This is a genomic window from Actinomyces respiraculi (assembly GCF_014595995.2).
Classification (GTDB): domain Bacteria; phylum Actinomycetota; class Actinomycetes; order Actinomycetales; family Actinomycetaceae; genus Actinomyces; species Actinomyces respiraculi.
The window spans coordinates 193737-218647 of record NZ_CP063989.1 but is presented as its reverse complement, the minus strand read 5'-3'; the positions used below and the strand labels follow the sequence as shown (position 1 = coordinate 218647).

The following is a 24911-nucleotide window of genomic DNA, read 5'->3' as shown; positions in this document are numbered from 1 at the left end:
CCTGGACGCCTCCTGCTCGCCTACTGCGCGTTGAGCGCGGCGGTCGGAGGCGTGCGTGCGGCCCGTACGGCCGGGTACACCCCAGCCAGGGCGCCGATGACGATGGTGGCTCCCAGGCCGCCGGCGACGGCGATCACCGGCAGGGAGAAGGGCCAGCCGTTCGCACTCGCCATCCCGGCGGTCACCCCGATGCCGATCACGCAGCCCAAGGTGCCTCCCAGGGTTGACAGCAGCAGCGCCTCGGCCATGAACTGCACGAGGATGTGGCCGCGCATGGCTCCCAGGGAGCGTCTGAGCCCGATCTCCCGACGGCGCTCAAGCACCGAGATGATCATCGTGTTGGCGACCCCGATGCCACCGACGAGCAGGGCGATGGAGCCCACGCCCAGCAGCAGGCTGGTGAAGGCCTGGTCGGCCGCATTCTTGGCCTCCAGCGCGTCCGAGGGGCGCGAGACCTTGACCTCGTTGGCGCTCTGGGGCGAGATCGACGGTGCGAGCAGGTCGCGCACCTGGTTGACGGCGGAGTCCGCCGTGCGGGTGTAGAGCGTCGTCGGATTGCCCTCGTGCCCCAGCAGGCTCGTGGCGACGCCCTGGCCGATGAGGGCCGCGTTGTCGAGCTCGGGAGCCAGGACCACCGGCTTGAGGATGCCCACCACCGTGAACCAGCGGCCGCCGAGCCACACCTGGGTGCCCGGGGTGACGACACCCAGGCGCCGGGCCGCCGTCTGCCCCAGGACCGTGGCCGGGTACTGGCTCGTGGCCTCGTTGAGCCAGGTACCGCGGTCGATCTGTCCGGCGACGACGTCGAGCAGCGACAGGTCCGCCGCCATGGTCGTGATACCGCCGGAGGCGTTGCGGTCGATGAGCGGGCTGCGGTAGACCAGCGAGTTCTTGACGACACCGGTGCTGGAGGCGCTCTCCACCTTGTCGATGAGCCGGACCTTGCCGACGGCATCCTGCGGCAGCGGGGAGGAGTTGCCGAACAGGTCCTGGCCTGCGGTCGTCGTCAGCAGGTTGGTTCCCAGCGAGTCGAGCTGGGCGGTCAGCTGTGCCCGGCTGGAGGCCGAAATGCCGACCACCGCGATCATCGCGGCGATGCCGATGGCGATACCCAGGGCGGACAGGAAGGCGCGGGTCGGACGGGCCTTGATGCCGGTGCCTCCCAGGCGCAGCACGTCCGACAGGCGCAGCCGTGAGCGCCGCAGCGACCGGGACGCGGAGCGGTGCGAGGCCTCGACAGCCTTGGCGGGCTTGTCAGCCGTGGCGACCGTGACGGCCGCGTCGTCAGCGGAGCGGTCAGGACCGGGCAGCGACGCCATGAGCGACCTCCTTCTTGCTTGAGTCCCCCACGATGCGGCCGTCGCGGATGGCGATCTGCCGGGGCAGCTTGGCGGCCAGCTCGTTGTCGTGGGTGATAACGATGATGGTGGTGCCCTGCTCGTGGAGCTCGTGCAGCAGCTCGACGATCGAGGCCCCGGAGGTGGAGTCGAGGTTGCCCGTGGGCTCGTCGGCGAGCAGCAGCGGCGGGTCTCCGACGACGGCGCGGGCGATGGCCACGCGCTGACGCTCACCACCACTCATCTGGTGAGGGCGGTGGTCGAGCCGGTGGGCCAGGCCGACGCGCTCCAGGGCGATGCGGGCGCGTCGGCGCCTCTCGGCGCGGGGGATACCGCTGTACAGGAGGCCGTCGGCCACGTTGTCCACCGCGTTGACGCCGTCGGCCAGGTGGAACTGCTGGAAGACGAAGCCGATGCGGCTCGAGCGCAGGGCCGAGAGCTTGGCGTCCGACAGGGAGCCGACGTCGAGGCCGTCGATCTCGACGGTGCCCGAGCTGGGCCGGTCCAGGGTGCCGATGAGGTTGAGGAGGGTGGACTTGCCTGAGCCCGAGGGCCCAACGACGGCGACGAACTCGCCGTAGTCGACCTCCAGGCTCACGCCTGCACAGGCGGCGACGGGCGGTTCCCCGTAGGTTCGTCGCACGTCACGCAGGGACAGGATGGAGCTCATGTCTGCGGCACCACCACTCGGTCCCCCTCGGCGATGTCGTCGCCGGAGACCTCGACGCGCCCGCCTGCGAACAGGCCGATGGTGACGGGCACCTTGCGGGTCGTGCCGTCGGACTCGACGATCTCGACACCGAACTGGTCGGGGGTCAGGGCCAGCAGAGCGCCCACCGGCACCGACAGGACGTCCTCGCGCGTCTCGCTGGGCAGGGCGACAGTGACCGAGACCTCCTGGAAGCTGGCGGTCGCGGAGGTGTCGTCGAGCGTGACGGTGATGGGGATGACCCGCTCCTTCGTCTCGGAGCCGCCCGAGTCCGAGCCCGAGCCCGACTCCGAGCTCTTCTTCTCGATGGGGGTGCCCACCTCGCTGATCGTGCCGGTCGTGCTCGTGGCGTCGGGCAGCGTGATGGTCACGGCGGTGCCGACGACGGCGAGCCGCTGGTCGGAGAGCTTGACGTTGGACTCGACCACCTGGGTGGTGGAGGTGACGTCACAGATCTCGCTGCCGGCACCGATCTGGTCCCCCAGCCGGGCACTGACCGTTCCCACGCGCAGGTCCCCGGGGACGAAGACCATCCGCCCCAGGGGGATGGTTCCGGTCTGGGCCAGCCCGACCGCCTTCTGCCACTTCATGATGGCGTTGGTGGTGTACCAGGTGAAGCGGTTGTCGGGTTCGTAGTCGAAGTAGCCCATACCCCGGAGGATGGTCTCCAGCTGCCGGATGTCCTCACCGTTCTCCATCCCCGCCTCGAAGCTGCGCCAGGCGGGAATAGCGCCGTGCATGAGGTAGGCGTACTCACTACCCGTGCTGTAGATGACATCTCCGTGCGTGAGCACCGTGCCGGAGCTCGGCACCTGGACGAGGACGCCGTCGAAACTGGACTTGAGCTTGTGCGGATCGGCGTAGCGCAGGGTGCCGGTGACAGAGGTCTCGCCCTTGAGGTCGCCCCGGGTGATCGTGTCCGTGGCGCCCGTGAAGGCAGTGGCCGTCGGCGTCGGCTCGGGGGCGAAGGGTCCGGTCTTGGTGGCGAAGGTGCCTGCGCCCGCGCCCGCGGCCAGGACCGCGACGGTCCCCAGGGTCAGGAAGGTCCGGCGCCGGGTGCGGCGCGCCCCGCCCAGCTCGGCCTCCGAGCCGGTCGAGGCGTCGTCGCCCTGCGTGGAGATGGTGGTCGTGTTCATGTATGTGCCTGTCTCAGTGTGTCCTCGCGGCCGCTGGGCCGCGTACGTCGTCGATTGCGCGGGGGCTCCGCGTCACTTGTCCCCGAGGTCGGAGAAGCAGCGGTTCATCACGTCCTGGGGGATCTCCTCGTTGAGCTGGAGGCCCTTGCCGACCTCCGGGTCGGGGACGTCGTAGCCGGCGTCACGAAGGCACTGGGCGGCCTTCACCATGTCCTGCTGCGTGCTGGGGTCGGAGAGGTCCTCCGCGCCCGGGGCGGGGCCGACGACGTCCTCGCACTCCTTGACGGCCGCGTAGGCGGCGTCGTTCTCGGGGAACTTCATGTTGCCGTCGGCGTCGGGGTCGGAGACGTCGATGCCCTTGTCACGCAGGCACTGGGCCATCCGCAGCAGGTAGTCGTCGGCGCTGGCGGCGGAGGCCGAGGCCTGGGCGGTCTCCTCCGTCTTGGAGCCGGAGCATCCGGTCATGAGCCCGACGGCGCACGCGGTGCAGGTGAGCAGGGCGGCGGCGCGGGTGATGATCCGGGTGTTGAGGCTCGTCTTCATAGGAAAGGGTCCTTTCGGCAGAGTAGGGGCAGTGCCCCCTTGGTCGAGACGCAGCCAACCGGCCACGGTGTTGTCGGAGCGTTCAAGGATTCGCTTATGTCGCCGTAACACGTGGCGCCGGCGTCGAGGCTGGGCGACAAGGCGGGCCGCAAGCGGGTAGACAAGGGCGCATCACCTCGACCGGGGCGCACCGGGCCCGGCCCTGCGGTGCGAGACCGACCAAGACCACAGCGAAGGAGACAGGACAATGCGCGTGCTCGTCGTGGAGGATGAGGAGTACCTCGCCGAGGCCGTGGCCACGGGGCTGCGGCGTGAGGCGATGGCGGTGGACGTCGTCGGCGACGGGGCCAGCGCCCTGGAGCAGGTGGCGACCAACGACTACGACATCATCGTCCTGGACCGTGATCTTCCTATCATCCACGGCGACGAGGTCTGCCGACGGGTGGTCGACGAGTACCCCGAGGTCCGCATCCTCATGCTCACCGCGTCCCGGACCCTGGACGCGCGTGTGGGCGGCTTCGAGCTGGGGGCGGACGACTACCTCACCAAGCCCTTCGAGTTCCCCGAGCTGGTGGCGCGGCTGCGGGCCCTGGGGCGGCGCAGCCAGCCCGCACGCACCCCGATCATCGAGGCGCACGGGGTGCGTCTGGACCCCTTCCGTCGGGAGGTCACCCGCGACGGACACTTCATCCGCCTGAGCCCCAAGGAGTTCGCGGTCCTCCAGGTCCTCATGGAGGCTGAGGGCGGGGTCCTCAGCGCCGAGACGCTTCTGGAGAAGGCGTGGGACGCCAACGCGGACCCCTTCACCAACTCCACCCGGGTGACGATCTCCCACCTGCGCCGCAAGCTCGGTGAGCCGTGGGTCATCCAGACGGTGCCCGGCGCGGGCTACAGGTTCACCGCATGAGCGGGCAGGAGGTGGTGGCCGACGACGGACGGCACGCGGCCCAGCAGGCCACCGCGGACCCGGGCAGGAAGGAGCGCTCGCGTCGCCCCAAGCGCCTGAGCATCCGCACCCGCTTGACGCTGACCTACTCCGGCCTGGTGACGGCGGCCGGCGCGGTGCTCATCGCCCTCGTCTACGTCTACACCCGCTACGTCACGCTCCGGATCGAGGTCAGCGCGCTCGTCGGCGACGCCGCCGTCACCCCGGCCCTGCCGACCGGCGAGGCCACCCAGGTCGACACGAACATCTTCGAACTGCTCGGCTCCATCTTGCGTTCGGCCGTCGGCGTACTGGCGCTGCTCGTCGTGCTCTCGGGAACCGTGGGCTGGGTCCTGGCGGGGCGGATGCTGCGGCCGCTGTCGTCGATGAACACGGCCGCTAAGCACGCCGCCTCGGGAGACCTCAGCCAACGCCTGGCCCTGGCCGGACCGCGTGACGAGATCCACGACCTGGCGGACACCTTCGACCACATGCTGGCCTCCTTGGAGCGCTCCTTCTCCGTGCACCGGCGCTTCGCCGCCAACGCCTCGCACGAGCTGCGCACGCCGCTGGCGACGACCCAGACCATGATCGAGGTGGCGCTGTCCGACCCACGTGCCTCGGCCGAGGACCTGCGCCGGGTCCTGGGCCGGGTGCTGGAGACCAACCGCTCCAACCGGGAGACGATCGACGCCCTGCTGGACCTGGCGGACGCCCAGTCGGGCAGGCTCGCCCGCGAGGACGTGGACATGGAGGCAACGGTCCGTGACGCCCTGGGGCTCGTCGCCCCGCAGATCGCCGAGCGCAGGCTGAGGCTGTCCACCCACCTGCTGCCCGCCCGGGTGCCCGGCGACCCGGTGCTGCTGCGTCAGAGCGTGGCCAACCTGCTGCGCAACGCCGTGCGCTACAACACCGACGGCGGGCGCATCACGGTGGGGATGGCGCACCTGGCCGACGGCGTGCGGCTGACGATCCGCAACGATGGCGCCCCGGTCCCGCCCGAGAGCATCGAGTCCCTGCGTGAGCCCTTCGTGCGCGGCGAGGGCCGGGGCCGTACCCGGGGCTCGGGGCACGGCCTGGGCCTGGCCATCGTCACCGCGGTGGCCACCGCCCACGGCGGCCGGCTGAGCCTGAGCGCGAACCCCACAGGCGGGATGACGGCCGTCCTGGAGATTCCCGGCGAGGAGGCCCAGTCCGAGCCGCAGCCCTGAGCGGCCTAGGCCTGTGCGGCGGAGCGGCCCGCGGCCCCGGGGAGCCGTCGTCCGGCGGCGAGGACCTGCACCTCGCCGTCGGCGGCGGCGGCGAAGATCCGCTGGACCGCCGCCTGACGCAGCCGCAGCAGGCGGTTCTCGCGCTCGAGCTCCTCGACCTGGCGCTCAAGGTCGAGGACACGGCGGATCCCCTCGAGGTTGACGCCCTCCTGGCTCAGGGCCTGGACGCGGCGCAGACGCTCGACGTCGCGGTGCGAGTAGCGCCGTCCGTGGCCGGAGGCGCGGGCCGGGGAGACCAGACCGAGGCGGTCGTACTGGCGCAGGGTCTGCGGGTGCATGCCCGCGAGGTCCGCGGCCACGGAGATGACGTAGACCGCCCTCTCCTCGGCATCCTCCGCGAGGAAGGACATGCCCTGTCCGGTGCGACGGCGGCTCACGTCCTTGCCTCCTCACGCAGCGCGGCACGCGGGTCGGTCTCACCCATGGCAGCATCGAAGGCCTCCAGGGCCTGCCTCGCCTGGGCCGAGAGCTTGCGCGGCACCGCCACCTGCACGGTGACGAGCAGGTCCGACGTGCCCTTGGGCAGCGTGATGCCCTTGCCGCGCAGGCGCATCACCGTGCCGGACGGGGTGCCGGCCTTGATCTTGACGCGCGTGCTCGTACCGTCCAGCAGGGGAACCTCGACCGTCGCGCCGAGGGCCGCCTCTGTGAGGGTGACGGGCAGGTCCATGCGCAGGTTCGTGCCGTCGATGGAGTAGACGGGGTGCTTGTCGACGTGGACCGTGATGACCATGTCCCCGTTCTCCCCGCCGGCCTGGCCGGGGCGGCCCTTGCCGCGCAGGCGGATCCGCTGGCGGTCGTGCACACCCGCCGGGATGCGGGTGGTGATGGTGCGTCCGTCGGCCGTCAGCTCGACCGTGTCTCCCTCAACGGCCTGGCGGAAGCCCAGGCGCACGTCGGTGAGGACATCGGGGCCCTTGCGGGGCTCGGGCTGGGAGCTGAAGCCCCCGAAGCCCCCGAAGCCGAAGGGGCCGGGCTGCCCGCCGCGGCGGGTGGGGCTGGGTTGGCCGCCGAACTGGCGCAGCAGGTCGTCGATGTCGATGTTCTGCGCGCCGGCACCACCGCCGAACATCGAGAAGATGTCCTCGAAGCCTCCCCCGCCGGCGCCACCGGCGGTGAAGCGGGGGCCGCCGCCCGCCATGGAGCGGATGGCGTCGTACTGCTTGCGGTCCTTGGCGTCGGACAGGACCGCGTAGGCCTCGCCGACCTCCTTGAACTTCTCCGCGGCGACGGCGTCGTCCGGGTTGCGGTCCGGGTGGTACTTCTTGGCGAGCGAGCGGTAGGCCTTCTTGATGGTGTCGGAGTCGGCGTCCTTGGCGACGCCGAGGACGGCGTAGAAGTCCTTGTGCATCCAGTCCTGGCTGGCCATGTCACCACCTCCTGTGTGATGTGCTCGTGGTTTCGACTCTCTGTGTGTCGTGAAGGAAGGGACGGGGGTTGTCGTGCGGGGCCCGCTCGAGCGGGCCCCGCACGTGGGGAATCAGGCCGGGTTGGTGACCTGGACGCGGGCGGCGCGCACGACCTTGTCCCCCAGGCGGTAGCCGGGCTGGAGGACCATCGCGACGGTCGGCTCGCTCACCTCGTCGGACTCGGTGGCCATAAGCGCCTCGTGGAGCGTCGGATCGAAGACGTCGCCGACCTCGCCGAAGCGCACAAGCCCGAACTTCTCCCCGAGGATCGACTCGAGCTTGGCGGCCGTCGTCGCGAAGGGGCCCGTGAGGTCACCGTGCTGGTCGGCCAGCGCAATCTCGTCGAGGACGGGGATGAGCGCCTCGACGACGCTGGCGCGACCGGTCTCGCGGTGGCCGGCGGCGGCCTCACGCGAGCGACGCACGAAGCCCTGGTACTCCTGCTGGAGGTTGTACAGGTCCGCGCGGGCCCGGGCGAGGTCATCCGTCAGCTGAGCGGCCTCGGCCTGGGCGGCGGCCAGCGGGTCCACCGGGGCCTCACCGTCGGTGCTCTCGTCACCGTCTGCGGCGGGGGCCGCCTCGACGGCGCCGGACTCATCCAGCTCGGCGCCGTCGAAGGCGGACTCCACGGCCTCAGCGAGGGCGGGGTCGATGGGCTCGTCCTGCCCGGGGGCCGGGGTGCTCACTTGGAGCCCTCGGTGCCCTCGTCGTCGACGATCTCGGCGTCGACGATGTCGTCATCCTCGGTCGGGGCCTCGGAGGCGGCGGAGGCCGCAGTGGCCTGCTCCTGGGCATAGATGGCGTCGCCGATCTTCTGGGCCACCGAGCTCAGCTTCTCCTGGGCGGAGCGGACGGCGTCGATGGAGTCACCCTCGAGGGCCTTCTTGAGCTCGTCGACCGCGCCCTGGACCTCACTGTGGACATCCTCGGGGAGCTTGTCCTTGTTGTCCTTCAGCAGCTTGTCGATGGAGTAGGCCTGCTGCTCGGCGGCGTTGCGGGTCTCGGCCTCCTCGCGGCGGCGCTTGTCCTCCTCGGCGTGGGCCTCGGCCTCCTTGACCATGCGGTCGATGTCCTCCTTGGGCAGCGCGGAGCCGCCGGAGATCGTCATCGACTGCTCCTTGCCGGTGCCACGGTCCTTGGCGGAGACGTGCACGATGCCGTTGGCATCGATGTCGAAGGCGACCTCGATCTGCGGGATGCCGCGGGGGGCCGGGGCGATGCCGGTGAGCTCGAAGGTGCCCAGCGGCTTGTTGTCGCGGGCGAACTCACGCTCACCCTGGTAGACCTGGATGAGCACGGAGGGCTGGTTGTCCTCGGCGGTGGAGAAGACCTCGGAGCGCTTGGTCGGGATGGCCGTGTTGCGGTCGATGAGCTTGGTCATGACGCCGCCCTTGGTCTCGATGCCAAGGCTCAGGGGGGTGACGTCGATGAGCAGGACGTCCTTGCGGTCACCCTGGATGACACCGGCCTGCAGGGAGGCGCCCAGCGCCACGACCTCGTCCGGGTTGACGCCCTTGTTGGGCTCCTTGCCGCCGGTGAGCTCGCGCACGACGTCGGAGACGGCCGGCATGCGGGTGGAGCCGCCGACGAGGACGACGTGGTCGATCTCCGACAGGGAGACGCCGGCGTCCTTGATGACGTTGTGGAAGGGGATCTTGGTGCGCTCGATCAGGTCCGCGGTCATGTCCTGGAACTGGGCGCGGGTCAGGCGCTCGTCGAGGTGGATCGGGCCGGCCTCGCTCATGGACAGGTACTGCAGGTTGATGTCGGTGCTGGTCGCGGTGGACAGCTCCTTCTTGGCCTGCTCGGCGGCGTCCTTGAGGCGCTGCATGGCGATCTTGTCCTTGGACAGGTCCACCCCGCTCTTGTCCTTGACCTGCTTGACGAGCCAGTCAACGATGCGGGCGTCCCAGTCGTCACCGCCGAGGCGGTTGTCGCCGGAGGTGGAGCGGACCTGGATGGTGGAGAAGCCGTCCTCGTCCTTGCCGACCTCGAGCAGGGAGACGTCGAAGGTGCCGCCACCGAGGTCGAAGACGAGGATGAGCTCGTCCTCCTGGCCCTTGTCCAGGCCGTAGGCGAGCGCCGCAGCGGTGGGCTCGTTGACGATGCGGTCAACGGTCAGGCCCGCGATGGTGCCGGCCTCCTTGGTGGCCTGGCGCTCGGCGTCGTTGAAGTAGGCGGGGACGGTGATGACCGCGTTGGTGACGGGCTCACCGAGGTAGGCCTCGGCGTCGGCCTTGAGCTTGGCGAGGATGCGGGCGCTGATCTCCTGGGCCGTGTAGGTCTTGTCGTCGATCTTGACGTCCCAGTCGGTGCCCATGTGGCGCTTGACGGAGGAGATGGTGCGCTCGACGTTGGTGACGGCCTGGCGCTTGGCGATCTCGCCGACGAGGACCTCGCCGGACTTGGAGAAGGCGACGACGGAGGGGGTGGTGCGCCCGCCCTCGGCGTTGGGGATGATCGTGGGCTCGCCGCCCTCGAGGACGGCGATGGCGGAGTTGGTGGTTCCAAGGTCAATGCCGACGGCGCGTGCCATGTGGTGCTCCTAGATGAAGAGAGTTGAGTCGTATGCGCTCAGAATTGTTCTTGAGCCGAGTCTTGTCAACTTCGGACGTCGCAATCTTGAGTCTGACTGGCTCAACTTTATGGCCCCCGAGGTTATTCCCGGGGCTTCCGCGCGAGCGTGTCCTGTCGGCATCGTCCTGCCGACCGATCCTGCGAACCCAGCGCTATGGAACAGTGTGCGCATGGAGCCCATCGTCACCGCGCGCGACCTCGCCGTCGGCTACGGCACCGAGCCCGTGTGCTCGCCTGCCACCTTCACCCTCGAGCGCGGCCAGGCCCTCTTCCTGGTCGGGGTCAACGGCGCGGGCAAATCCACCCTCCTGCGCACCGCCTGCGGCCTGCTTCCCCCGCTCGGAGGGCAACTCACCGTCCTGGGTCACACGCCCGACCCCCGCTCCACCGCCTTCCGGACCGCCGTCGCCCGCGACCTCGGCGATGAGTCCTTCTTCCCCTTCCTCACCGTGCGCGAGCACCTCGAGCTCGTCCAACTCGGTCACGGTGCCACCGCTGACTTGGAGGCCGTCATCACCGGGCTCGGCCTGTCCGCCATCGCACAGGCCCTGCCCAACCGCCTCTCCTCCGGCCAGCGCCGACGCGCGGTCCTGGCCTCCGTGCTCTTGCGCCCGCGCCGTCTGCTCGTCCTCGACGAGCCCGAGCAGCGGCTCGACCACTCCACCCGGGTGATGCTCGCCGGGCGGCTCGTTGCTGAGCGGGAGGCGGGCGGCACACTCCTTGTCGTCTCCCACGACCCCGCCCTCGTGGACGCTGTGGCCACGCACGTCCTGCTCGTCGGCGAGGACACGCGCCCGCTGACGGTGGACGAGGGGGTCGAGGCCATCGAGGAGGGTGCCCTGTGAGTACAGACGGCGACGCCCGCCCTCACGCCGTCGGCACACATCCGGGTGGCACACATCCCGGCGGCGATCCCGACGGCGGGGCACCGGACCTGCTCGTCATCGCCCGCTGGACCCGGCAGGCACAGCGACGACGCCGTCGGTTCACCCGCCCCCTCAGCCACCACCTCGGTAACGCCTACAGCATCATGCTGTCCATCCTCGTGCTCGGCACCGTCGTGTTCCACCTGCTCGTCGACACGGGCGTGGACGGCATGAGGGGGCTGCCCGGCCTGGAGACGGAGGCGGCGCTGCCGCTCGACACCGACAACCTCGTCGCCTGCGCGCTCCTCGTCCTCGGCGCCGTCGCCGTCGGGGCACTCAGGCGGCTGGGGCCCGTCTTCCTACGCCCCGAGCAGGTGGCCTGGTGGCTGGCGCTGCCCGGGGGCCGACGGCGGCTGCTCACCCGGGTGCTTGTGCGCGCTGTGCTCGCCCCGACCATCGTCGGGGCCTTCGGCGTCGGGACCCTGGTGACCATCCTGCTCGGGGGCGGGGTGGCCGGCCTGCTCACCTGGGCGCTGCTGGCCGCCGGGACCGCAGTCGCAGCCGTCACCGCGGCGGCCACCTCCCAGATCACGCGCACCCGCGCCCTGCCCGCCCGTCTCGCCCTCCTTGTCGTGGCGACGGCACTGCTCGGCGTGGCGCTCATCGCCGGGCCCGGGACACCAACCGTTGCCCTGGGCGGGCTCGGCGTCGTCCTGCTCGTCTCGGCCACCACCGCGCTGCTGCTCGTCACCCGCGGGATCGAGGCCGTCCCAGACGCCGAGCTGGCCAAGACGAGCCGACGCGCCTTCGGGGTGGGCGTGGCCACGCTGTCGATGGACACCCGTGAGATCGGCCGGCTCATGGCGCCCGAGCCGCTGCAACCCCGGCGCTCGGCGCGGATGCCCCTGGCGCGGGCCGGGCGTCGGCTGACGGGCCGGTGGGGTGCCGCGACGCGCACCATCCTCGGTGTCGCCCAGGCCGACGCGCTACTGCTGGCCCGCCAGCCCTGGCGGCTGGTGCAGGTCGCGGTCGGCGCCGGCCTGAGCGCCCTGCTGCTTGTGCCCGGGATGCACTGGGTGGCCAACACGGCCGTCATGCTCGCCGCTGCGGTCCTCGCGGCCCTCGCAGTGGGCGACCCGGCCCGGCGGGCGGCCTTCGAGGGCGGGCCGGACGCCTCGTGGCCGACCTCCCCCAGGTGGGTGCGCGCCGGTCACCTTGTCGTGCCGGTGGCCTGCCTCATGGTGTGGGGCGCGGTGCTCGGCGCGGTGCTCACGCTGGCAGGCGCCGGGCAAGCAGGCGCTGCCGGTTGGCTCCTCGGGGCCGGGCTGCTCGCCGGCGTCGGGTGGGGCGGCGTTGCCGTGCGCTCGGCCATGCGCACGGCCCCGGACTGGTCGGAGTTCATCGCCACCCCCATCGGCCCGATCCCGGACGGGTTCCTGCGCTCCTTGTCCCAGGGGCCGGACGCCGCGGCCATCGTCGCCTGGCCTCTCGTCATGGTCCTGCTCGGCGCGGGCGCGGGCCCCAAGCTGGTGCTGGCGCAGGCCGTGGTGAGCGCCTTCGCCGTCGTCCTGGCCCTGTGGACGGCCGAGGGCGACTGAGCGCTCAGACGTCCTCGGTCAGAACCTCCTCGACGTCGACCACCCCGGCCCGCATGGCGGTGAGGACGAGCTGGACCCGGTCGCGGCTGCCCGTTTTGGCCAGCAGGTGGGACACGTGCGTCTTGACCGTCGTCATTGACAACCACAGCCGGTCACACAGCTCCTGGTTCGTCAGCCCCAGCGCAATGAGCCGCAGCACCTCGCGCTCCCTCTCGGTCAGCCCGTCCACCAGGCTCGGCACCGGCCCGACCCCGCCCGCGGCGGCGTGCACCGAGGCCGTTCCCCGGCGCACCGCCGTGAGCAGGCGCCGCGTCGGGCCCGGCGAGATGACGCTGTCACCGGCGTGGACGGTGCGGATCGCGGCGAGCAGGTCCGCGGGCGGGGTGTTCTTGAGCAGGAAGCCGGCCGCCCCGGCCTCGATCGCCCCGAGGACATAGCCGTCGGTGTCGAAGGTCGTGAGGATGACGACCCGCCCCTGGGCGCCCGCCGCCACGAGCCGCCGGGTCGTCTCGATGCCGTCCATACCCGGCATCTGCACATCCAGGAGCAGCACGTCCACCGGGTCGCTCTCGGCCCGGCGCAGCGCGGTGGCGCCGTCGGCGGCCTGCCAGATGACCTCCATGTCCTCCTGGGCGGACAGGATCATCGCCAGGCCTGCGGTGAGCAGGGGCTCGTCGTCGGTGAGGGCCACACGGACCGGGACCCCGGCGCTCATGCCGCGCCTGCGCTCACGGGCACGACGGCGTGCACCCGCCACCCGCCGTCGGGACGGGTGCCTGCGGTCAGGGTGCCGCCGACGGCGTGGACACGCTCGGTCATCGACACCAGTCCCAGCCCGCCGCGGTTGGCGCCGCCGTCGGAGTCACGGCGTCCGGCGGTGTTGCTCACGGTGACCTCCACCCGGTCCTCAGTGACATCGACCTCGACGGCGACCGCGGCGCCCGGTGCGTGGCGCACGGCGTTGGTCAGGGCCTCCTGCACCACCCGGTAGGCGCAGGCGCCCACCGGCTCGGGGGTGGCGGCGCCGACGGCGAGACTGAGGGTGACCGCGGTGCCCGCCTCGCGCACCCCGGTCACGAGGCCCGGCACGTCGTCAACACCCGGCGCACCCGGCACGTCGCCCATACCCGGCGCACCCGGCACGTCGCCCATACCCGGCGCACCCGGCACGTCGCCCATACCCGGCGCACCCGGCACGTCGCCCATACCCGGCGCACCCGGCACGTCGCCCATACCCGGCGCACCCGGCGCACCGGGCTCAGCTGTGCCGCCCTGAGCGCCGCCCTGGCCGTCGGGACGGGCGTCCGGTTCGTCGTCGTCACTGCGCAGGACGTCCACGAGGGCGCGCACGTCGTCAACGCCCCGCCGGCTCGTCTCCCCGATGACCGCGAGCGCCCGCTCAGCCTCCTCGGGCCGGGCGGACAGGACGGCGCGCGCCCCCTCGGCCTGCATGCCGATGACGGACAGGGAGTGGCCGAGCAGGTCGTGGACGTCGCGGGCGATGCGGTTCCTCTCCTCGACGACGGCCAGGCGCCGCTCGGTCTCCTGCTGGGCCGCGAGCAGCGCCAGGCGCTCACGCACCTGTTCCCGGCGTTCGCGGGAGCGTCGCCGCAGCAGTCCCGTCAGGGCGGCAGCGGCAACGAAGACGAGCGCAACAGTGATGAGAACCCCCATCCGGGCTGTCTCCATCTCCAGCCCCGCACCCCGGTAGCCCGCGAGGACAATGCCGACGGCGGCGCCCACGGCGTGGGCGGCGAGCAGGGGCCAGGCCCAGGGGCGCGGCACGCGGCTCGTCGTCGTCTCCACCGCGATGAGCCCGGCCCCGATGACGAGGAGGGACAGAGAGTCGTAGGCCGCCAGGTGGATGAGGCAGACCAGGCCGATCAGCAGGACGCTCGCCGTCGGCAGCACGCGGCGCAGGAGGGTGGCCAGGGCGCAGACGGTGACAAGGACGGCGAACAGGGCCGGCGACCCGGCCACGCCGACGCTCACGGAGGTGGAGGTGTCCAGGGGGTCCGGGAGGTTCCAGGCGCTGACGTACACGAGCAGGGCGGCGGCGATGAGGTCCGGCCAGCCGGGCCGGGGCAAGCGCCCAAGGCGCGCGAGCAGCCCACTCTCCTGGGGGCTGCGATGAGGCTGGGTCATGTCCGCCACCGTACCGACGGGCGGGCGAGGGCTCGTCCTACCCGGGTATGACGGCCGCGCACCCCGCGCCCGCCGAAGATCGGACCGGGGCCTGACGACTGCCGACCCCGCGGAAAGAAGTCTTAAGGCCATGGCACAGCACACGTTGACACCACGATCCCAGACCGGACTCCACAGCCCCGTGCGGCCCGCACACGGCAACCTCGCCGTCGTCACCCACGGCCTGACCAAGACCTTCGGGAAGGGTGCCGACGCGCGCACCGTCGTCAGCGACCTGGATCTGGCGGTCCCGCACGGTACCGTCTACGGCTTCCTGGGACCCAACGGCTCGGGCAAGTCCACGACGATGAAGATGGTCCTGGGCCTGCTGGCCCCCACCCGTGGCGACGTCGCGCTCCTGGGGCAGCCGCTCACCCGCGTCACGCGCCCCGCCCTTATGGCGCGCACGGGCTCGATGATCGAGCATCCGCCCGGCTACGGCCACCTCACCGGGGCGGAGAACATGCGGATCGTGGCCCGGATGCTGTCGCTGTCCCAGGCGCAGGTGGACCGGGCCCTGGCCCTGGTGCGCCTGAGCGAGCACCAGGACCGGCAGGTGCGCACCTACTCGCTGGGCATGAAGCAGCGCCTGGGCATCGCCATGGCGCTGGCCCGTGAGCCCGAGCTGCTGGTCCTGGACGAGCCGACCAACGGCCTCGACCCGGCCGGCATCGAGGAGGTGCGTCACCTGCTCGTGTCCCTGGCCGGTGAGGGGGTCACGGTCATGGTCTCGAGCCACCTGCTGGACGAGATCGACCGGATGGCCTCGGTCCTGGGGGTGCTGGCCTCCGGGCGCCTGGTCTTCCAGGGCACGCGCGCGGCGCTCATGGAGCGCTCGCTGGCGGACCTGCGCGTGGTGACGCCCGACGTCGACACCCTGTCCGGCGAGGAGGTCGGGCGGCTGCTGGCCGGGCTGGTCGCGGCCCCCGGTGAGGCCAGGCGCAGCAGTGACGGTCTTGTGGTGCCGGGGCTGCCCGCCGACGGCGCTGCCGAGCTCGTGCGTCGGCTCGTGGCCGCCGGAGTGGCGGTGCACGAGGTCCGGCGCGAGCCGCAGAGCCTGGAGGACGTGTTCATGTCCCTCACCGGTGGGACGGGGGTGCTGTGATGACGACGTCGCCCTCCCTGTCCGCGTCCCCGGGCGCCGTCGGGGCCGTTGGTGCTGGGGCTGGTGCTGGGGCCCTCGCCGTCGGCACCCGACTGCCCTGGACGACGGCCGTGCGCCTGGAGGTGGCCAAGATGCGCCGCCTGCGGCTGTGGCCGCTGTCCCTGGCCCTGCTGGGCGTGAGCCTGGCGCTGTCCCTGCCCCTCTCGGCCTCCGCGCGCGACAACCTCCTCAACACGGTGACAGACCCCTGGCCAAGCCAGCTGCTGCTCGTGTCGATGACGGCGGCGCTCGTCTCCCCGCTGCTCGTGTCGGTCCTGGCAAGCCGGCTCGTCGACGTCGAGCACACCGGTGGGGGCTGGAACCTGTCGGCGACGATGGGGCTGACGCCCGGACGCCTGTGCCGGGCCAAGCTCACCGCCCTGGCCGGGGTGCTGGCGCCCGTCGTCGGGCTGCAGGTGGCGGTCCCCGTGCTGGCCGGGCAGATGCTCGGTGCCACGTGGGCGCTGGACCTCGCACCGTGGCTGACCTACGCGGTGAGCCTGTTCGTCCTCGACGTCGTCGCCTGCGGGCTGTACCTGCTGCTGGCAGCACTGGTGGACAACCAGATCATCTGCGTCGGAGTGGGATTCCTCGGCTCCTTCATCTCCCTGTTCGCCCTGCTCATGCCGCCGTGGCTGGCGCATGTCGTCCCCTGGGGCTACTGGGCGGCCATCACCCCGACGGCGACCAGCGGGGACCTCAGCGACGGCACCTACCAGGTGATCTACCAGGACCCCAGCTGGCCGTGGGTCATCGGGTTCCTCCTCCTGGCGGCCGCCATCTTCGCCGTCGCCACCGCACGGCTCGACCGGATCGAGAGGTAAGACATGAGCACGTCCACGTCCCTTCACCGCACACCCCGCCGGGCCGGTCTGCTCGACCTCATGGCGGTCGAGGCGATCAAGCTGCGCCGCTCCCTCGTGTGGGTCTTCACGCTCCTGCTGCCGGTGCTCGCAGTGGTCACCGGCAGCGTCAACTACGCCGGCAACGAGGAGGTCCTGTCCCAGGGATGGAGCTCCTACGCGAGCCAGGTGACGCTGTTCTACGGGCTCCTGTTCCTCTCAATCGGGGTGGCGCTCGTCTGCGCCGCCGTGTGGCGCCCCGAGCACCGGGGGACCTCCTGGAACGCCATGCGCACCAGCCCGGCCTCCGTGGTGCAGGTGGTCGTCGCCAAGACGCTCGTCATGATGGTCCCGGTCCTGGTGATGCAGATCGTGCTCGTGGTCCTCACCTGGGTCTCGGGCACGCTGGTGCTGGGGCTGGAGGGGGCCATGCCGACGGTGGTGGTCGCGTCCGGGGCGCTGACGGTCGTCGCGGCGCTGCCGCTCGTGGCCCTGCAGTCCCTGCTGGCGATGGTCCTGCCGTCCTTCGGTGCGCCGGTGGCGCTCGGGCTGGTGGGCACGGTCCTGGGGATCGGGCTGAGCGCGAGGGCCCAGGCGCTGACACAGCTGTGGCCGTACTCGCTGGTGACCCAGGCCCAGTCCCTGGGCTCGACGGCGCTGGAGGGCTCCGGCGGGCTGGACTGGGCCGGTATCAGCCCGGTCCTGCAGGGTGCCGTGCTCTCCGGGGTGCTGTGCTGGGGCCTGCTGGTGACAGTGGCCGCCCGCCGCACGTGGCGCTGACGGTCGGGGGCCCGCGGCCCACGTTGACGCCCGGCGGCCCGCCACCTCCCAGCGGAGGTGGCGGGCCGCCGTCGGCCACGTTGAGTGCGACCGGACCTGCCCGGGCCAGGTCCTCGGGCACCGGGACACCGCCGTGCCAGTCGCCGACGTCCTCGGGCACCCCATCAATGCTCGGAAGGCCACCACCCCTGCGCGGCGCGGCGCACCCATCACCACACATCCCCCGGCCGAGACGGTGCCCCACCAGCCCTGCGCGGCGCACCTGGGCGGATCGGCCGCCCAGGTGGCGCATGCCCCTCCCCCGGTGTCCCCGCCTCAGACCAGGCCGGCCTCGTAGGCGGCGATGACGAGCTGGGCGCGGTCGCGAGCCCCCAGGCGCGCCAACAGCGCGGTGATGTGGGTGCGGCACGTCGCCCGGGTGATGCCCAGCTCGGCCTCGATCTCGGCGTTGGAGCGGCCGCGGGCGATGAGCCGCAGCACCTCGGTCTGACGCGGTGTCAGCCCCTCGATCCCACCGCCCCCGGCGGGCACCGGGTCGATGAGCCGGGCGAGGGCCCGGGGGCTGAGCAGCGTCTGACCGGCATGGACGGTGCGCACAGCGTCCACCACGGCCTGGGGCTCGGCGTCCTTGAGCAGGAAACCGGAGGCCCCGGCGCGCAGAGCCCCCAGGACGTACTCGTCGACCTCGAACATCGTCAGGACGAGCACGCGCGTGCCCGGCAGAGCGGCCCGGATGAGCCGAGTCGCCTCGATCCCGTCGGTCACCGGCATGCGGATGTCGGTGAGGACGACGTCGGGGACGAGGCTCGTCGCCAGCCGCACGGCCTCGGCACCGTCGGCGGCCTGGGCGACGACCTGGATATCCGGCTCGGCGTCGAGCAGGGCGGTCAACGAGGCCCGCAGCAGCGCCTGGTCCTCGGCCACGAGCACCCGCACCGTCACCGCTCGGCCCCCGCGTCCAGGGGGATCCGGGCACTGAGCCGGAACCCGGGACCTGCCCCGGTAGCGGGGCCGTCCCCGGCCCCGACGGCACTGCCCGCCTGCGGCCCGGCGCTCAGCCTCGCCCCGGCTCGCCCGGCCCGCTCCGCCAGGGCGGCCAAGCCGGTGCCGGTGCCGGGCCGCGCCTCCCAGCCGGGGGCGGGGCCCGTGTCAATGACCTCGACGCTCAGCGCCTCGCCGTCGGACAGCACTGAGACATCGACCGCGACGGGCCCGGCGTGCCGGGCGACGTTGGCCAGCCCCTCGCGCACCACGGCCAGGGCCAGCTCCCTGACGGCGGGGACGGCGGCACCTGGATCGACGCGCGTGCGGACCTCAAGGCCGAGGGCCCGGGCCCCTTGAGCGGCCTGCTCGACGGCCTCGGCCAGGCGGGGCGTGCCAGGGACCGGGGCGGGACCCTGGCCGCGCAGGACGGCCAGCATGGATCGCAGGTCCGCCGTCGCGGCCCGCGAGACCTGCTCGACCTCGGCCAGGGCGGTGCGCAGGCCCTCGGCGTCGGCCTCCAGTCGTTGGGCGACGGCGACGCGCACGGTGATCGCCCCGAGGCTGCCGGAGACGAGGTCGTGCAGATCCCGGGCGATGGCCAGCCGGTCCTCCACCACGGCCGCACGGGCCGCCTGCTCGGTCAGGGCCACCTCGTAGGCGGCCCGGTCGCGCCGTCGCAGCCACAGCAGCCCACCGATGAGGAGCACGAGGACAGCCCACGCAAGAGCCTGGACCCAGGCCGCCTGCTCTGGCCCCGGGGCGACTCCGACCATGAGGAGAGCGGCGAGGCCGAGGACGGCGGCCGTCCGACGCAGGCGGGAGCGAAGGGCAACGGGCATGCCCCGCAGTGTAGGGACAGGCAGGCGGTGTCCTCATCGGACCGGAGTCCGAGGGTCCTGGGTCCGAGGTCCGCGCCGGTCGTTCGTCCCAGGCGCCGATGCGCCGGTCGGGCCCCGGCCACAGCCTGGTCCCATGAGCAACACCGTTCCACGCCCAGGCGGCGCCGGTCCTGGCGGACCCGGCCGCACGCAGCGCCGCAGCCTCCGCCCCGACCAACCGAACCGCCCCGCCCTGCTGCGGGCCCTGCACGCCGAGACGCTCAAGCTCGCCGCGCTGCCCGGAGCCTGGGTGGGGGCGGCTCTGACCATCGCCCTGCCAACAGCCCTCGTCCTGCTCAACACCCGGGGCATGGCGGACGAGCTCGCCGCCGACCCCGGCTCCCACCTGCACGAGCTACAGCCCGACATGGGGGTCATGGAGGCGATCTTCGGGGCAGTGGGCATCATCGTCCTCGCCACCGTGTGCATGGCCGCGGAGCACACCGCCAACACTCAGACGCTCGGCTCGGCGCGCCAGGTGAGCACCACCCTCCTCGTCGAGCCCAGGCGCTGGGTCACCGTGGCCGCCAAGGTGCTCCTCGTGCTGGCCACAACGGCGGCGCTGGCCGCCCTGACATGCGCGCTCACCTTCACCATCACCACACGGGCGCTGGGCGGGTGGTCGCCGACCTTGTGGCCTGTGCCCTGGGGGCGTGTGAGCGGGCTCTACGCCTGGTGGGCCGTCAACGCGCTCGGAGCGATGGGCCTGGCCAGCCTCACCCGCGGGGCGCTCGTACCCCTGACCTGGTGCGTGACCACCACCGCGCTGGTCTCCCCCAGCTTCCTGCTGTCCAAGGCGACGGACCTGGCCGCCTGGCTGCCCGACGCCGCCGCCCACAGCCTGATCCTCACCGGCTACAGCGGCCACGCGCTACCGGCCGGCAAGGCGTGGGCCGCGCTGGCCGCCTGGGCGCTGGCCGGGCTCGCACTCACCCTCATTCCCTGGACACGAAAGGACGCCTGAGGATGATCACCATCGAGAACCTCACCAAGCGGCACGGCTCGCGCACAGTGCTCCACGACCTGAGCCTGGTGGCCCGCCCCGGCAGGGTCACCGGCTTCGTGGGGCCCAACGGGGCGGGCAAGTCCTCCACCCTGCGCTGCCTGCTCGGCCTGGACCGGATCGACGGCGGCACCGCCCTGCTGGGCGGGCGCCCCTACCGCGAGCTGCGCCACCCCCTGCGCACGGTCGGAGCGGTGCTCGACGGAGCCGGCGCCCACCCCTCCTCCACGGGACGCGCCCACCTGCGCTGGGTGGCCGCCGGATCGGGCATTGCCCAACGCCGGGTGGACGAGGTCCTCGAGCTCGTGGACCTGGCCGGAGCGGCAGAGCGCCGCGTGCGCACCTACTCTCTGGGCATGGGCCAGCGACTGGGCCTGGCCGCAGCCCTGCTGGGAGACCCGCAGATCCTCATCCTCGACGAGCCCGTCAATGGCCTGGACCCCGCCGGTATCCGCTGGATTCGCACCCTCATGCGCGAGCGGGCCCGTGCGGGCGGCACCGTCCTGGTCTCCAGCCACGTGCTCTCCGAGCTGGCCGAGGTGGCCGACGACATCACCATCATCTCCCAAGGCAGGGTGCGCGCCAGCGGCACGCTGGCCGAGGTGGCCCAGGGCCACAGCGACCTGGAGGAGGCCTTCTTCGCGCTGACCTCCCCGGGAGCCGGGCTGTGAGCGCGCTGAGGGCGGAGGCACTCAAGGCGGTCTGCCTGCCGGCGCTGCGCTGGGCGCTGGCGCTCACGGTGGCCGCCTCCGTCCTCATGCTCATCGCCCTGCGCCAGGACGCGCCTGCCGCGAGCTCGCTTCCAGGTCAGGCCGTCGCCTCGGGGTTGTGGATCTGGGCGGGGCTGGTCCAGACAGGTTTCCTCGCCATGGGCCTGCTCATGGCCACCAAGGAGCACACAAGTGCGCTGGGCCGCACGACGCTGCTCGTCGCGCCCGGACGTGGCGGCGTCTGGTCTGGACGGCTGGTGGTTCTCACCGCTGCGGTGCTGCCGGTGGCCGTGGCGCTCGCGGCCACGGCTCTGGCCGTGCTCGACCAGCACCCGGCCCGGGCCTCGGTGGAGGCGGCGGCGCGCACCGGGGCCTGGCTCGTGGCGGTGGCGCTGCTCGCCGTCGGAACGGGTGCGGTCCTCAGGCACGTGCTCGCCACAGCCGCGACGCTCCTGCTGCTCGTCGTCGTCGCACCGGCGACTGCCCGGGCGCTGGGATCCTGGGCGACGTGGCTGCCCGGTGTGGCGGCCCAGGACTGGGTGCGCGAGGGGGCCTGGCGCGATGGCGTCGTCGTGCTGGCATGGGTGATGGCGGCGCTGGCCACCGGGGGCCTGCGCCTGTTGCGCTCCGACGCCTGAGGCAGGTCCACCGAGCCCTGAGCTTTCAAGCCGACACCTGCTCCCAGGGGACAGCTCTCGGCTTGAAAGCTCAGGGCTCGGCCATGCGCGACGTGCAAGGGTCGGGCGGGCGGCGCCGCCGGCCCTGTCTCACTTCTCATCCCTCAACAGCGAGGACCCATCGGATATAATCGCCAGGACCGGTTGCCTGTCCGTCGGTCCCTTTCACTCCCCGGTGGAAGATCCTCTCCTGAACGGGACACCATGTCTCTCAGCAGCCCTGAATTCGTGACGCTGGCCGGGAGTCGAGTGCGTGCGACAACGCTGCTCACATGCCTCGTCTCCCTGAGCCTTATGTGCGTGTCCGTGGCGGCCTCGGCGGGGGACTCCGTCGGCCCGCTCTCCCTAATGGCGATGGCGGTCCTCACCGCGCTGGGCTGCCTGTCGGGCCCCTACCCGAAGACCGTTGGGGTCGCGATCCTCCTCGTGGTCGTGCTCGTCGGACTCGCTCGCACACAACCGGTGCAGGTGAGTCTCACGATCTTCGTCCTTCCGCTTCCCATCGGCGTGCTCGCCTTCCGGGGACAGATGCGTCCGGCCGTGCTCCTCGCGGTGACCGACGCGGTCACCACCGGCCTGTTCGCCACCGCCGAGGCGGCTTCGGTCACCGACGTCATCGCCAACCTCCTCCTGTGGAGCATGCTCGTCGCCCTGACCTTCATCGTCGGTCTGCTGGGCAACCGCGCTCTCAGCCATAGTCAGTACATCCTCACCGCGCTCCAGAGGGCTCGGGCGCAGGATCGCAGGATCGTCGCCGCCGAGCTCCACGACTCGGTCACTCGGCTCGTCGCCGGGATCGCCATCCAGGCGGAGAGGACCCGGCTCGCCCACTCCGATGATCCGGCCCTCGCCGAGGCGATGACGACCATCAGCGGCCAGTGCCGGGTCATTGCCGCCAATCTGCGCTCCATGCTCGCGGTCCTGGGCGCTCGCGCCGACGCGGACGACCCGGCCCCGGTCACGGAGCACAACGGCGTCTGGCGCGGCGCATCGCCCTCCGAGCGGCTTCAGACGGAGTCGGCCCTGCTCCGGGCGGAGGGATTCGAGGTCGTCGTCGAGGGCTGCGTCCCCAGGGGGCTCGCCCCCGCTCTGAACGAGCTCCTCGGTCGTGTCATCGCGGCGGCCCTGACGAATGTGCGCAGGCACGCCGACCCGGGCATTCCCGTACGGATCATGCTCGGCGTCGAGAACGGCGTCGTCGAGCTCGTCGTCGTCAACGGCGTGCCCGCGGCGCCCCGCGCCGCCAACTCCGCGCGCGCCGGCCTGCGCTCCCTGAGCGACCGGGCGGATGCCGTCGGCGCGACCCTGACGAGCAACCGGAGCGCGGACGCCTGGGTCCTCCACCTCGCCATGCCCCTGCTCATGCCCGCCGAGCCCCTGGAGGCGCACCCATGACCGCTGACAACCCCGCCCGGATCATCATCGTCGACGATGAGCCGATCATCCGGGACGGCCTGACGATGTACCTCGACAGCGCGGAGGAGATCGAGGTCGTCGCCCGCCTGTCCAACGGCGCCGAGGCTCTGAACTACCTTGCCTCGCACCGCGTCGACCTGGTCCTCATGGACGTGCGCATGCCGGTCATGGACGGTCCCACGGCTCTGGCGCGGATGACCGCCGAGTACCCGGAGGTTCCCGTCCTGCTGATGACCTCCTTCGACGACGAGCAGATCGTCTACCGGGTCCTGTCGCAGGGGGGCCGCGGGTACCTTCTCAAGAGCGCTTCCTCGGAGGAGATCCGGGCCGCGATCCGTGCGGTCCTGGCAGGCGGGGTGCCCGTCTCGCCGTCGGTCAACGCGGGGATCGTCCGCGAGGCGGTCACGCAGCACGCGCGTCGTCCTGAGCCTCGCGACTTCGGCCTGTCGGAACGGGAGGAGGAGGTCCTGCGCCTCCTGTGCCGGGCGGCGCCCAACAGGGAGATCGCCCACCAGCTCTGCCTCTCGGAGTCGACGGTCAAGGCCTACGTCTCATCAATCATGATGCGGATGGGCTGCTCCTCCCGCCTCCACATCGTCGTCACCGCCTTCGAGCACGGACTGGTGTCGCCGGGGCGCTGAGCGGAGCCGCCCCCACCCATCCGACAGTCCTTGCAGGACTTTGACCTCGGACGGCCCGTCGCACCGACGAAGGTCGATAAGGATGCCGCCGGAAGCCGTACGTTCCGCTCTTCTCCGGGCTCATGCGACGACGGAGGATCGCATCGGCTGCACAGCCGCCCCGCATCCTGAAGGAGCCCGCCCATGATGAAACCCCGTACCGCCCTGCTCTCCTGCCTCCTCGCCCTGTCCCTCGCGGCCCCCACCGCCGCCCTTCCCGCCGACTCCGCCACGTCGGCCGCCCATGCTCCCGACCCCACGACGAGCTCGGCGCCCGCCTCGCCACCGACGCGCCCCCAACCCCTCGACAGCTTCCTGTGCCGGATCGCGCCCTGGATTGTCTTCGCCTGCTCCCGCTGATCTCCTCCTCGAGAACGAGGGGCGGCTGTGCTTTCGTACGGCCGCCCCTCGTCCTTCGTCCGTACTGGCCGTCTGACGTCGGCCGCACTATGGGGAGGTCACGGACGACACCCGTCCGGACTGCACCAAGAGGTACTCATCGTGGAGACCAAGAGGAATCCGTGGTTCATCTCAATGCTCGTCGGCGTCGCGATCTTCATGTTCGGGCTCACGGTACTCGGCAGCCCACTCCTTCTCGGGGTCGGTGACATCATCGCGCTCGTATCCGGTCTCGTGGTCCTGTTCCAGGCGCTCACATCCAGCCGCTCCTAGTCCTTGAGGTCATCGACGGCAGTGCCTTCGTGGAGGCGGGAGCCGACGGATGAGCGTACTGCCGATCGGTGAGCCGGGCTGATCGTGGTCGTGCCGCCGGTCGCACGACCGACGGCACGACACCGATCTCAAAGGAGAAGTCATGTCCCCCACACCACCCCCCGTCGACATGGTCGAGCTCGACGATCAGGAGATGTCCACCGTCGACGGCGGCACCAGCCTTCCCTGTGCGACGGCCGTCGTCACCACCCTGACGACCTGCTTCAGCGACACGGTCCTGTGGGGCTCGTGCCGCATGGGCACCCGCGGCTGCTGCTGAGAGAAAGGAGACGAGCTCATGACCACCACGACCCGAACCCCGTCCCCCGTCAGCGAGGTCGACCTGACCGAGCTGACCGACCTCGAGCTCCAGTCCGTCGCCGGTGCCGCCGGCTCGGGCTGGGTCTACACCTTCGGATGCTGCTGGTGCCTCCCCTGGTACTCCAGCCTCACCAAGTGCGGCGCCATCTGCTCTCAGGGCACGTGCCAGTAGGCCCATCCGGGCCGCGTCGGTGATCGCGCGCCGGTCCC

28 protein-coding genes are annotated in these 24911 nt (G+C 71.8%); 16 read left to right on the top strand and 12 right to left on the bottom strand.

The window, feature by feature from the left end; translation table 11 throughout:
• Nucleotides 1-20 precede the first annotated feature (20 nt).
• From ID810_RS00930 to ID810_RS00915, 4 genes are all read right to left on the bottom strand, one after another.
• Nucleotides 21-1319 carry an ABC transporter permease gene (locus ID810_RS00930; RefSeq protein ID WP_166857056.1) on the bottom strand — a complete coding sequence of 433 codons (1299 nt, stop codon included), beginning with the start codon at nucleotides 1317-1319 and terminating at the stop codon, nucleotides 21-23.
• Nucleotides 1297-2007 carry an ABC transporter ATP-binding protein gene (locus ID810_RS00925; RefSeq protein WP_166857054.1) on the bottom strand — a complete coding sequence of 237 codons (711 nt, stop codon included), beginning with the start codon at nucleotides 2005-2007 and terminating at the stop codon, nucleotides 1297-1299. The genes ID810_RS00930 and ID810_RS00925 overlap by 23 nt, the downstream gene beginning before the upstream one ends.
• Nucleotides 2004-3182, bottom strand: a complete 1179-nt coding sequence (locus ID810_RS00920; protein ID WP_166857052.1) for a peptidoglycan-binding protein — start codon at nucleotides 3180-3182, stop codon at nucleotides 2004-2006. The genes ID810_RS00925 and ID810_RS00920 overlap by 4 nt, the downstream gene beginning before the upstream one ends.
• Before the next feature lie 72 nt (nucleotides 3183-3254).
• The gene (locus tag ID810_RS00915; RefSeq protein WP_166857050.1) at nucleotides 3255-3725 is read right to left on the bottom strand and encodes a hypothetical protein; all 471 of its coding nucleotides are present in this window, start codon (nucleotides 3723-3725) and stop codon (nucleotides 3255-3257) included.
• Nucleotides 3726-3972: 247 nt separating this feature from the next.
• Here ID810_RS00915 and ID810_RS00910 point away from each other — a divergent pair, with 247 nt between their 5' ends.
• Both ID810_RS00910 and ID810_RS00905 read left to right on the top strand, forming a co-directional pair.
• A complete protein-coding gene (locus ID810_RS00910; protein WP_166857049.1) occupies nucleotides 3973-4632 on the top strand; it encodes a response regulator transcription factor in 660 nt (219 codons plus the stop codon).
• On the top strand, nucleotides 4629-5861 hold the full coding sequence (locus tag ID810_RS00905) for a sensor histidine kinase (RefSeq protein WP_166857047.1): 1233 nt from the start codon (nucleotides 4629-4631) through the stop codon (nucleotides 5859-5861). Before ID810_RS00910 ends, ID810_RS00905 begins: the two co-directional genes overlap by 4 nt.
• Before the next feature lie 5 nt (nucleotides 5862-5866).
• On the opposite strand, the gene ID810_RS00900 is transcribed toward ID810_RS00905, so the two are convergent.
• From ID810_RS00900 to dnaK, 4 genes are all read right to left on the bottom strand, one after another.
• Complete coding sequence (locus ID810_RS00900) at nucleotides 5867-6298, bottom strand: heat shock protein transcriptional repressor HspR (RefSeq protein ID WP_279586946.1); 432 nt, start codon at nucleotides 6296-6298, stop codon at nucleotides 5867-5869.
• On the bottom strand, nucleotides 6295-7290 hold the full coding sequence (locus tag ID810_RS00895; protein WP_166857045.1) for a DnaJ C-terminal domain-containing protein: 996 nt from the start codon (nucleotides 7288-7290) through the stop codon (nucleotides 6295-6297). The genes ID810_RS00900 and ID810_RS00895 overlap by 4 nt, the downstream gene beginning before the upstream one ends.
• A gap of 111 nt (nucleotides 7291-7401) precedes the next feature.
• On the bottom strand, nucleotides 7402-8016 hold the full coding sequence (locus ID810_RS00890) for a nucleotide exchange factor GrpE (RefSeq protein WP_166857043.1): 615 nt from the start codon (nucleotides 8014-8016) through the stop codon (nucleotides 7402-7404).
• Complete coding sequence (dnaK, locus tag ID810_RS00885) at nucleotides 8013-9866, bottom strand: molecular chaperone DnaK (RefSeq protein ID WP_166857041.1); 1854 nt, start codon at nucleotides 9864-9866, stop codon at nucleotides 8013-8015. Before dnaK ends, ID810_RS00890 begins: the two co-directional genes overlap by 4 nt.
• A 211-nt stretch (nucleotides 9867-10077) precedes the next feature.
• Between dnaK and ID810_RS00880 the strand changes: the two genes are divergently transcribed.
• Nucleotides 10078-10752 (top strand): ABC transporter ATP-binding protein, encoded by a 675-nt coding sequence (locus ID810_RS00880; RefSeq protein WP_166857039.1) that lies wholly within the window; start codon nucleotides 10078-10080, stop codon nucleotides 10750-10752.
• A complete protein-coding gene (locus ID810_RS00875; RefSeq protein WP_166857037.1) occupies nucleotides 10749-12371 on the top strand; it encodes a DUF6297 family protein in 1623 nt (540 codons plus the stop codon). The genes ID810_RS00880 and ID810_RS00875 overlap by 4 nt, the downstream gene beginning before the upstream one ends.
• A 4-nt stretch (nucleotides 12372-12375) precedes the next feature.
• On the opposite strand, the gene ID810_RS00870 is transcribed toward ID810_RS00875, so the two are convergent.
• Together ID810_RS00870 and ID810_RS00865 are read right to left on the bottom strand one after the other, a co-directional pair.
• The gene (locus tag ID810_RS00870; RefSeq protein WP_166857035.1) at nucleotides 12376-13086 is read right to left on the bottom strand and encodes a response regulator; all 711 of its coding nucleotides are present in this window, start codon (nucleotides 13084-13086) and stop codon (nucleotides 12376-12378) included.
• Nucleotides 13083-14516, bottom strand: coding sequence for a histidine kinase (locus ID810_RS00865; protein ID WP_166857033.1), 1434 nt, complete (start codon nucleotides 14514-14516; stop codon nucleotides 13083-13085). The genes ID810_RS00870 and ID810_RS00865 overlap by 4 nt, the downstream gene beginning before the upstream one ends.
• A 130-nt stretch (nucleotides 14517-14646) precedes the next feature.
• Here ID810_RS00865 and ID810_RS00860 point away from each other — a divergent pair, with 130 nt between their 5' ends.
• Genes ID810_RS00860 through ID810_RS00850 form a run of 3 tightly spaced genes read left to right on the top strand, consistent with a single transcriptional unit; the run spans nucleotide 14647 to nucleotide 17321 of the window.
• Nucleotides 14647-15660, top strand: a complete 1014-nt coding sequence (locus ID810_RS00860; RefSeq protein ID WP_166857031.1) for an ABC transporter ATP-binding protein — start codon at nucleotides 14647-14649, stop codon at nucleotides 15658-15660.
• Nucleotides 15660-16523, top strand: a complete 864-nt coding sequence (locus tag ID810_RS00855) for an ABC transporter permease (protein WP_166857029.1) — start codon at nucleotides 15660-15662, stop codon at nucleotides 16521-16523. Before ID810_RS00860 ends, ID810_RS00855 begins: the two co-directional genes overlap by 1 nt.
• 3 nt (nucleotides 16524-16526) lie before the next feature.
• On the top strand, nucleotides 16527-17321 hold the full coding sequence (locus tag ID810_RS00850; RefSeq protein ID WP_166857027.1) for an ABC transporter permease: 795 nt from the start codon (nucleotides 16527-16529) through the stop codon (nucleotides 17319-17321).
• 315 nt (nucleotides 17322-17636) lie between these two features.
• On the opposite strand, the gene ID810_RS00845 is transcribed toward ID810_RS00850, so the two are convergent.
• Nucleotides 17637-18263 carry a response regulator gene (locus tag ID810_RS00845; RefSeq protein ID WP_166857025.1) on the bottom strand — a complete coding sequence of 209 codons (627 nt, stop codon included), beginning with the start codon at nucleotides 18261-18263 and terminating at the stop codon, nucleotides 17637-17639.
• The gene (locus ID810_RS00840; protein WP_166857023.1) at nucleotides 18260-19144 is read right to left on the bottom strand and encodes a sensor histidine kinase; all 885 of its coding nucleotides are present in this window, start codon (nucleotides 19142-19144) and stop codon (nucleotides 18260-18262) included. Before ID810_RS00840 ends, ID810_RS00845 begins: the two co-directional genes overlap by 4 nt.
• 133 nt (nucleotides 19145-19277) lie before the next feature.
• Between ID810_RS00840 and ID810_RS00835 the strand changes: the two genes are divergently transcribed.
• The 9 genes from ID810_RS00835 to ID810_RS00795 all read left to right on the top strand — a co-directional run bounded on the left by ID810_RS00835 (nucleotide 19278) and on the right by ID810_RS00795 (nucleotide 24873).
• Nucleotides 19278-20147 (top strand): hypothetical protein, encoded by an 870-nt coding sequence (locus tag ID810_RS00835; RefSeq protein WP_166857021.1) that lies wholly within the window; start codon nucleotides 19278-19280, stop codon nucleotides 20145-20147.
• 2 nt (nucleotides 20148-20149) lie between these two features.
• Complete coding sequence (locus tag ID810_RS00830) at nucleotides 20150-20857, top strand: ABC transporter ATP-binding protein (RefSeq protein WP_166857020.1); 708 nt, start codon at nucleotides 20150-20152, stop codon at nucleotides 20855-20857.
• Nucleotides 20854-21534 carry a cupin gene (locus tag ID810_RS00825; protein WP_166857017.1) on the top strand — a complete coding sequence of 227 codons (681 nt, stop codon included), beginning with the start codon at nucleotides 20854-20856 and terminating at the stop codon, nucleotides 21532-21534. The genes ID810_RS00830 and ID810_RS00825 overlap by 4 nt, the downstream gene beginning before the upstream one ends.
• Before the next feature lie 288 nt (nucleotides 21535-21822).
• A complete protein-coding gene (locus tag ID810_RS00820; protein WP_166857015.1) occupies nucleotides 21823-22968 on the top strand; it encodes a sensor histidine kinase in 1146 nt (381 codons plus the stop codon).
• Nucleotides 22965-23630, top strand: coding sequence for a response regulator transcription factor (locus ID810_RS00815; protein ID WP_166857013.1), 666 nt, complete (start codon nucleotides 22965-22967; stop codon nucleotides 23628-23630). The genes ID810_RS00820 and ID810_RS00815 overlap by 4 nt, the downstream gene beginning before the upstream one ends.
• 183 nt (nucleotides 23631-23813) lie before the next feature.
• A complete protein-coding gene (locus ID810_RS00810) occupies nucleotides 23814-24029 on the top strand; it encodes a hypothetical protein (protein WP_166857011.1) in 216 nt (71 codons plus the stop codon).
• A gap of 141 nt (nucleotides 24030-24170) precedes the next feature.
• A complete protein-coding gene (locus tag ID810_RS00805) occupies nucleotides 24171-24341 on the top strand; it encodes a hypothetical protein (protein ID WP_166857009.1) in 171 nt (56 codons plus the stop codon).
• A gap of 142 nt (nucleotides 24342-24483) precedes the next feature.
• A complete protein-coding gene (locus tag ID810_RS00800; RefSeq protein WP_166857007.1) occupies nucleotides 24484-24660 on the top strand; it encodes a chromosome condensation protein CrcB in 177 nt (58 codons plus the stop codon).
• Nucleotides 24661-24678: 18 nt separating this feature from the next.
• The gene (locus ID810_RS00795; RefSeq protein ID WP_166857005.1) at nucleotides 24679-24873 is read left to right on the top strand and encodes a mersacidin/lichenicidin family type 2 lantibiotic; all 195 of its coding nucleotides are present in this window, start codon (nucleotides 24679-24681) and stop codon (nucleotides 24871-24873) included.
• Nucleotides 24874-24911 lie beyond the last annotated feature (38 nt).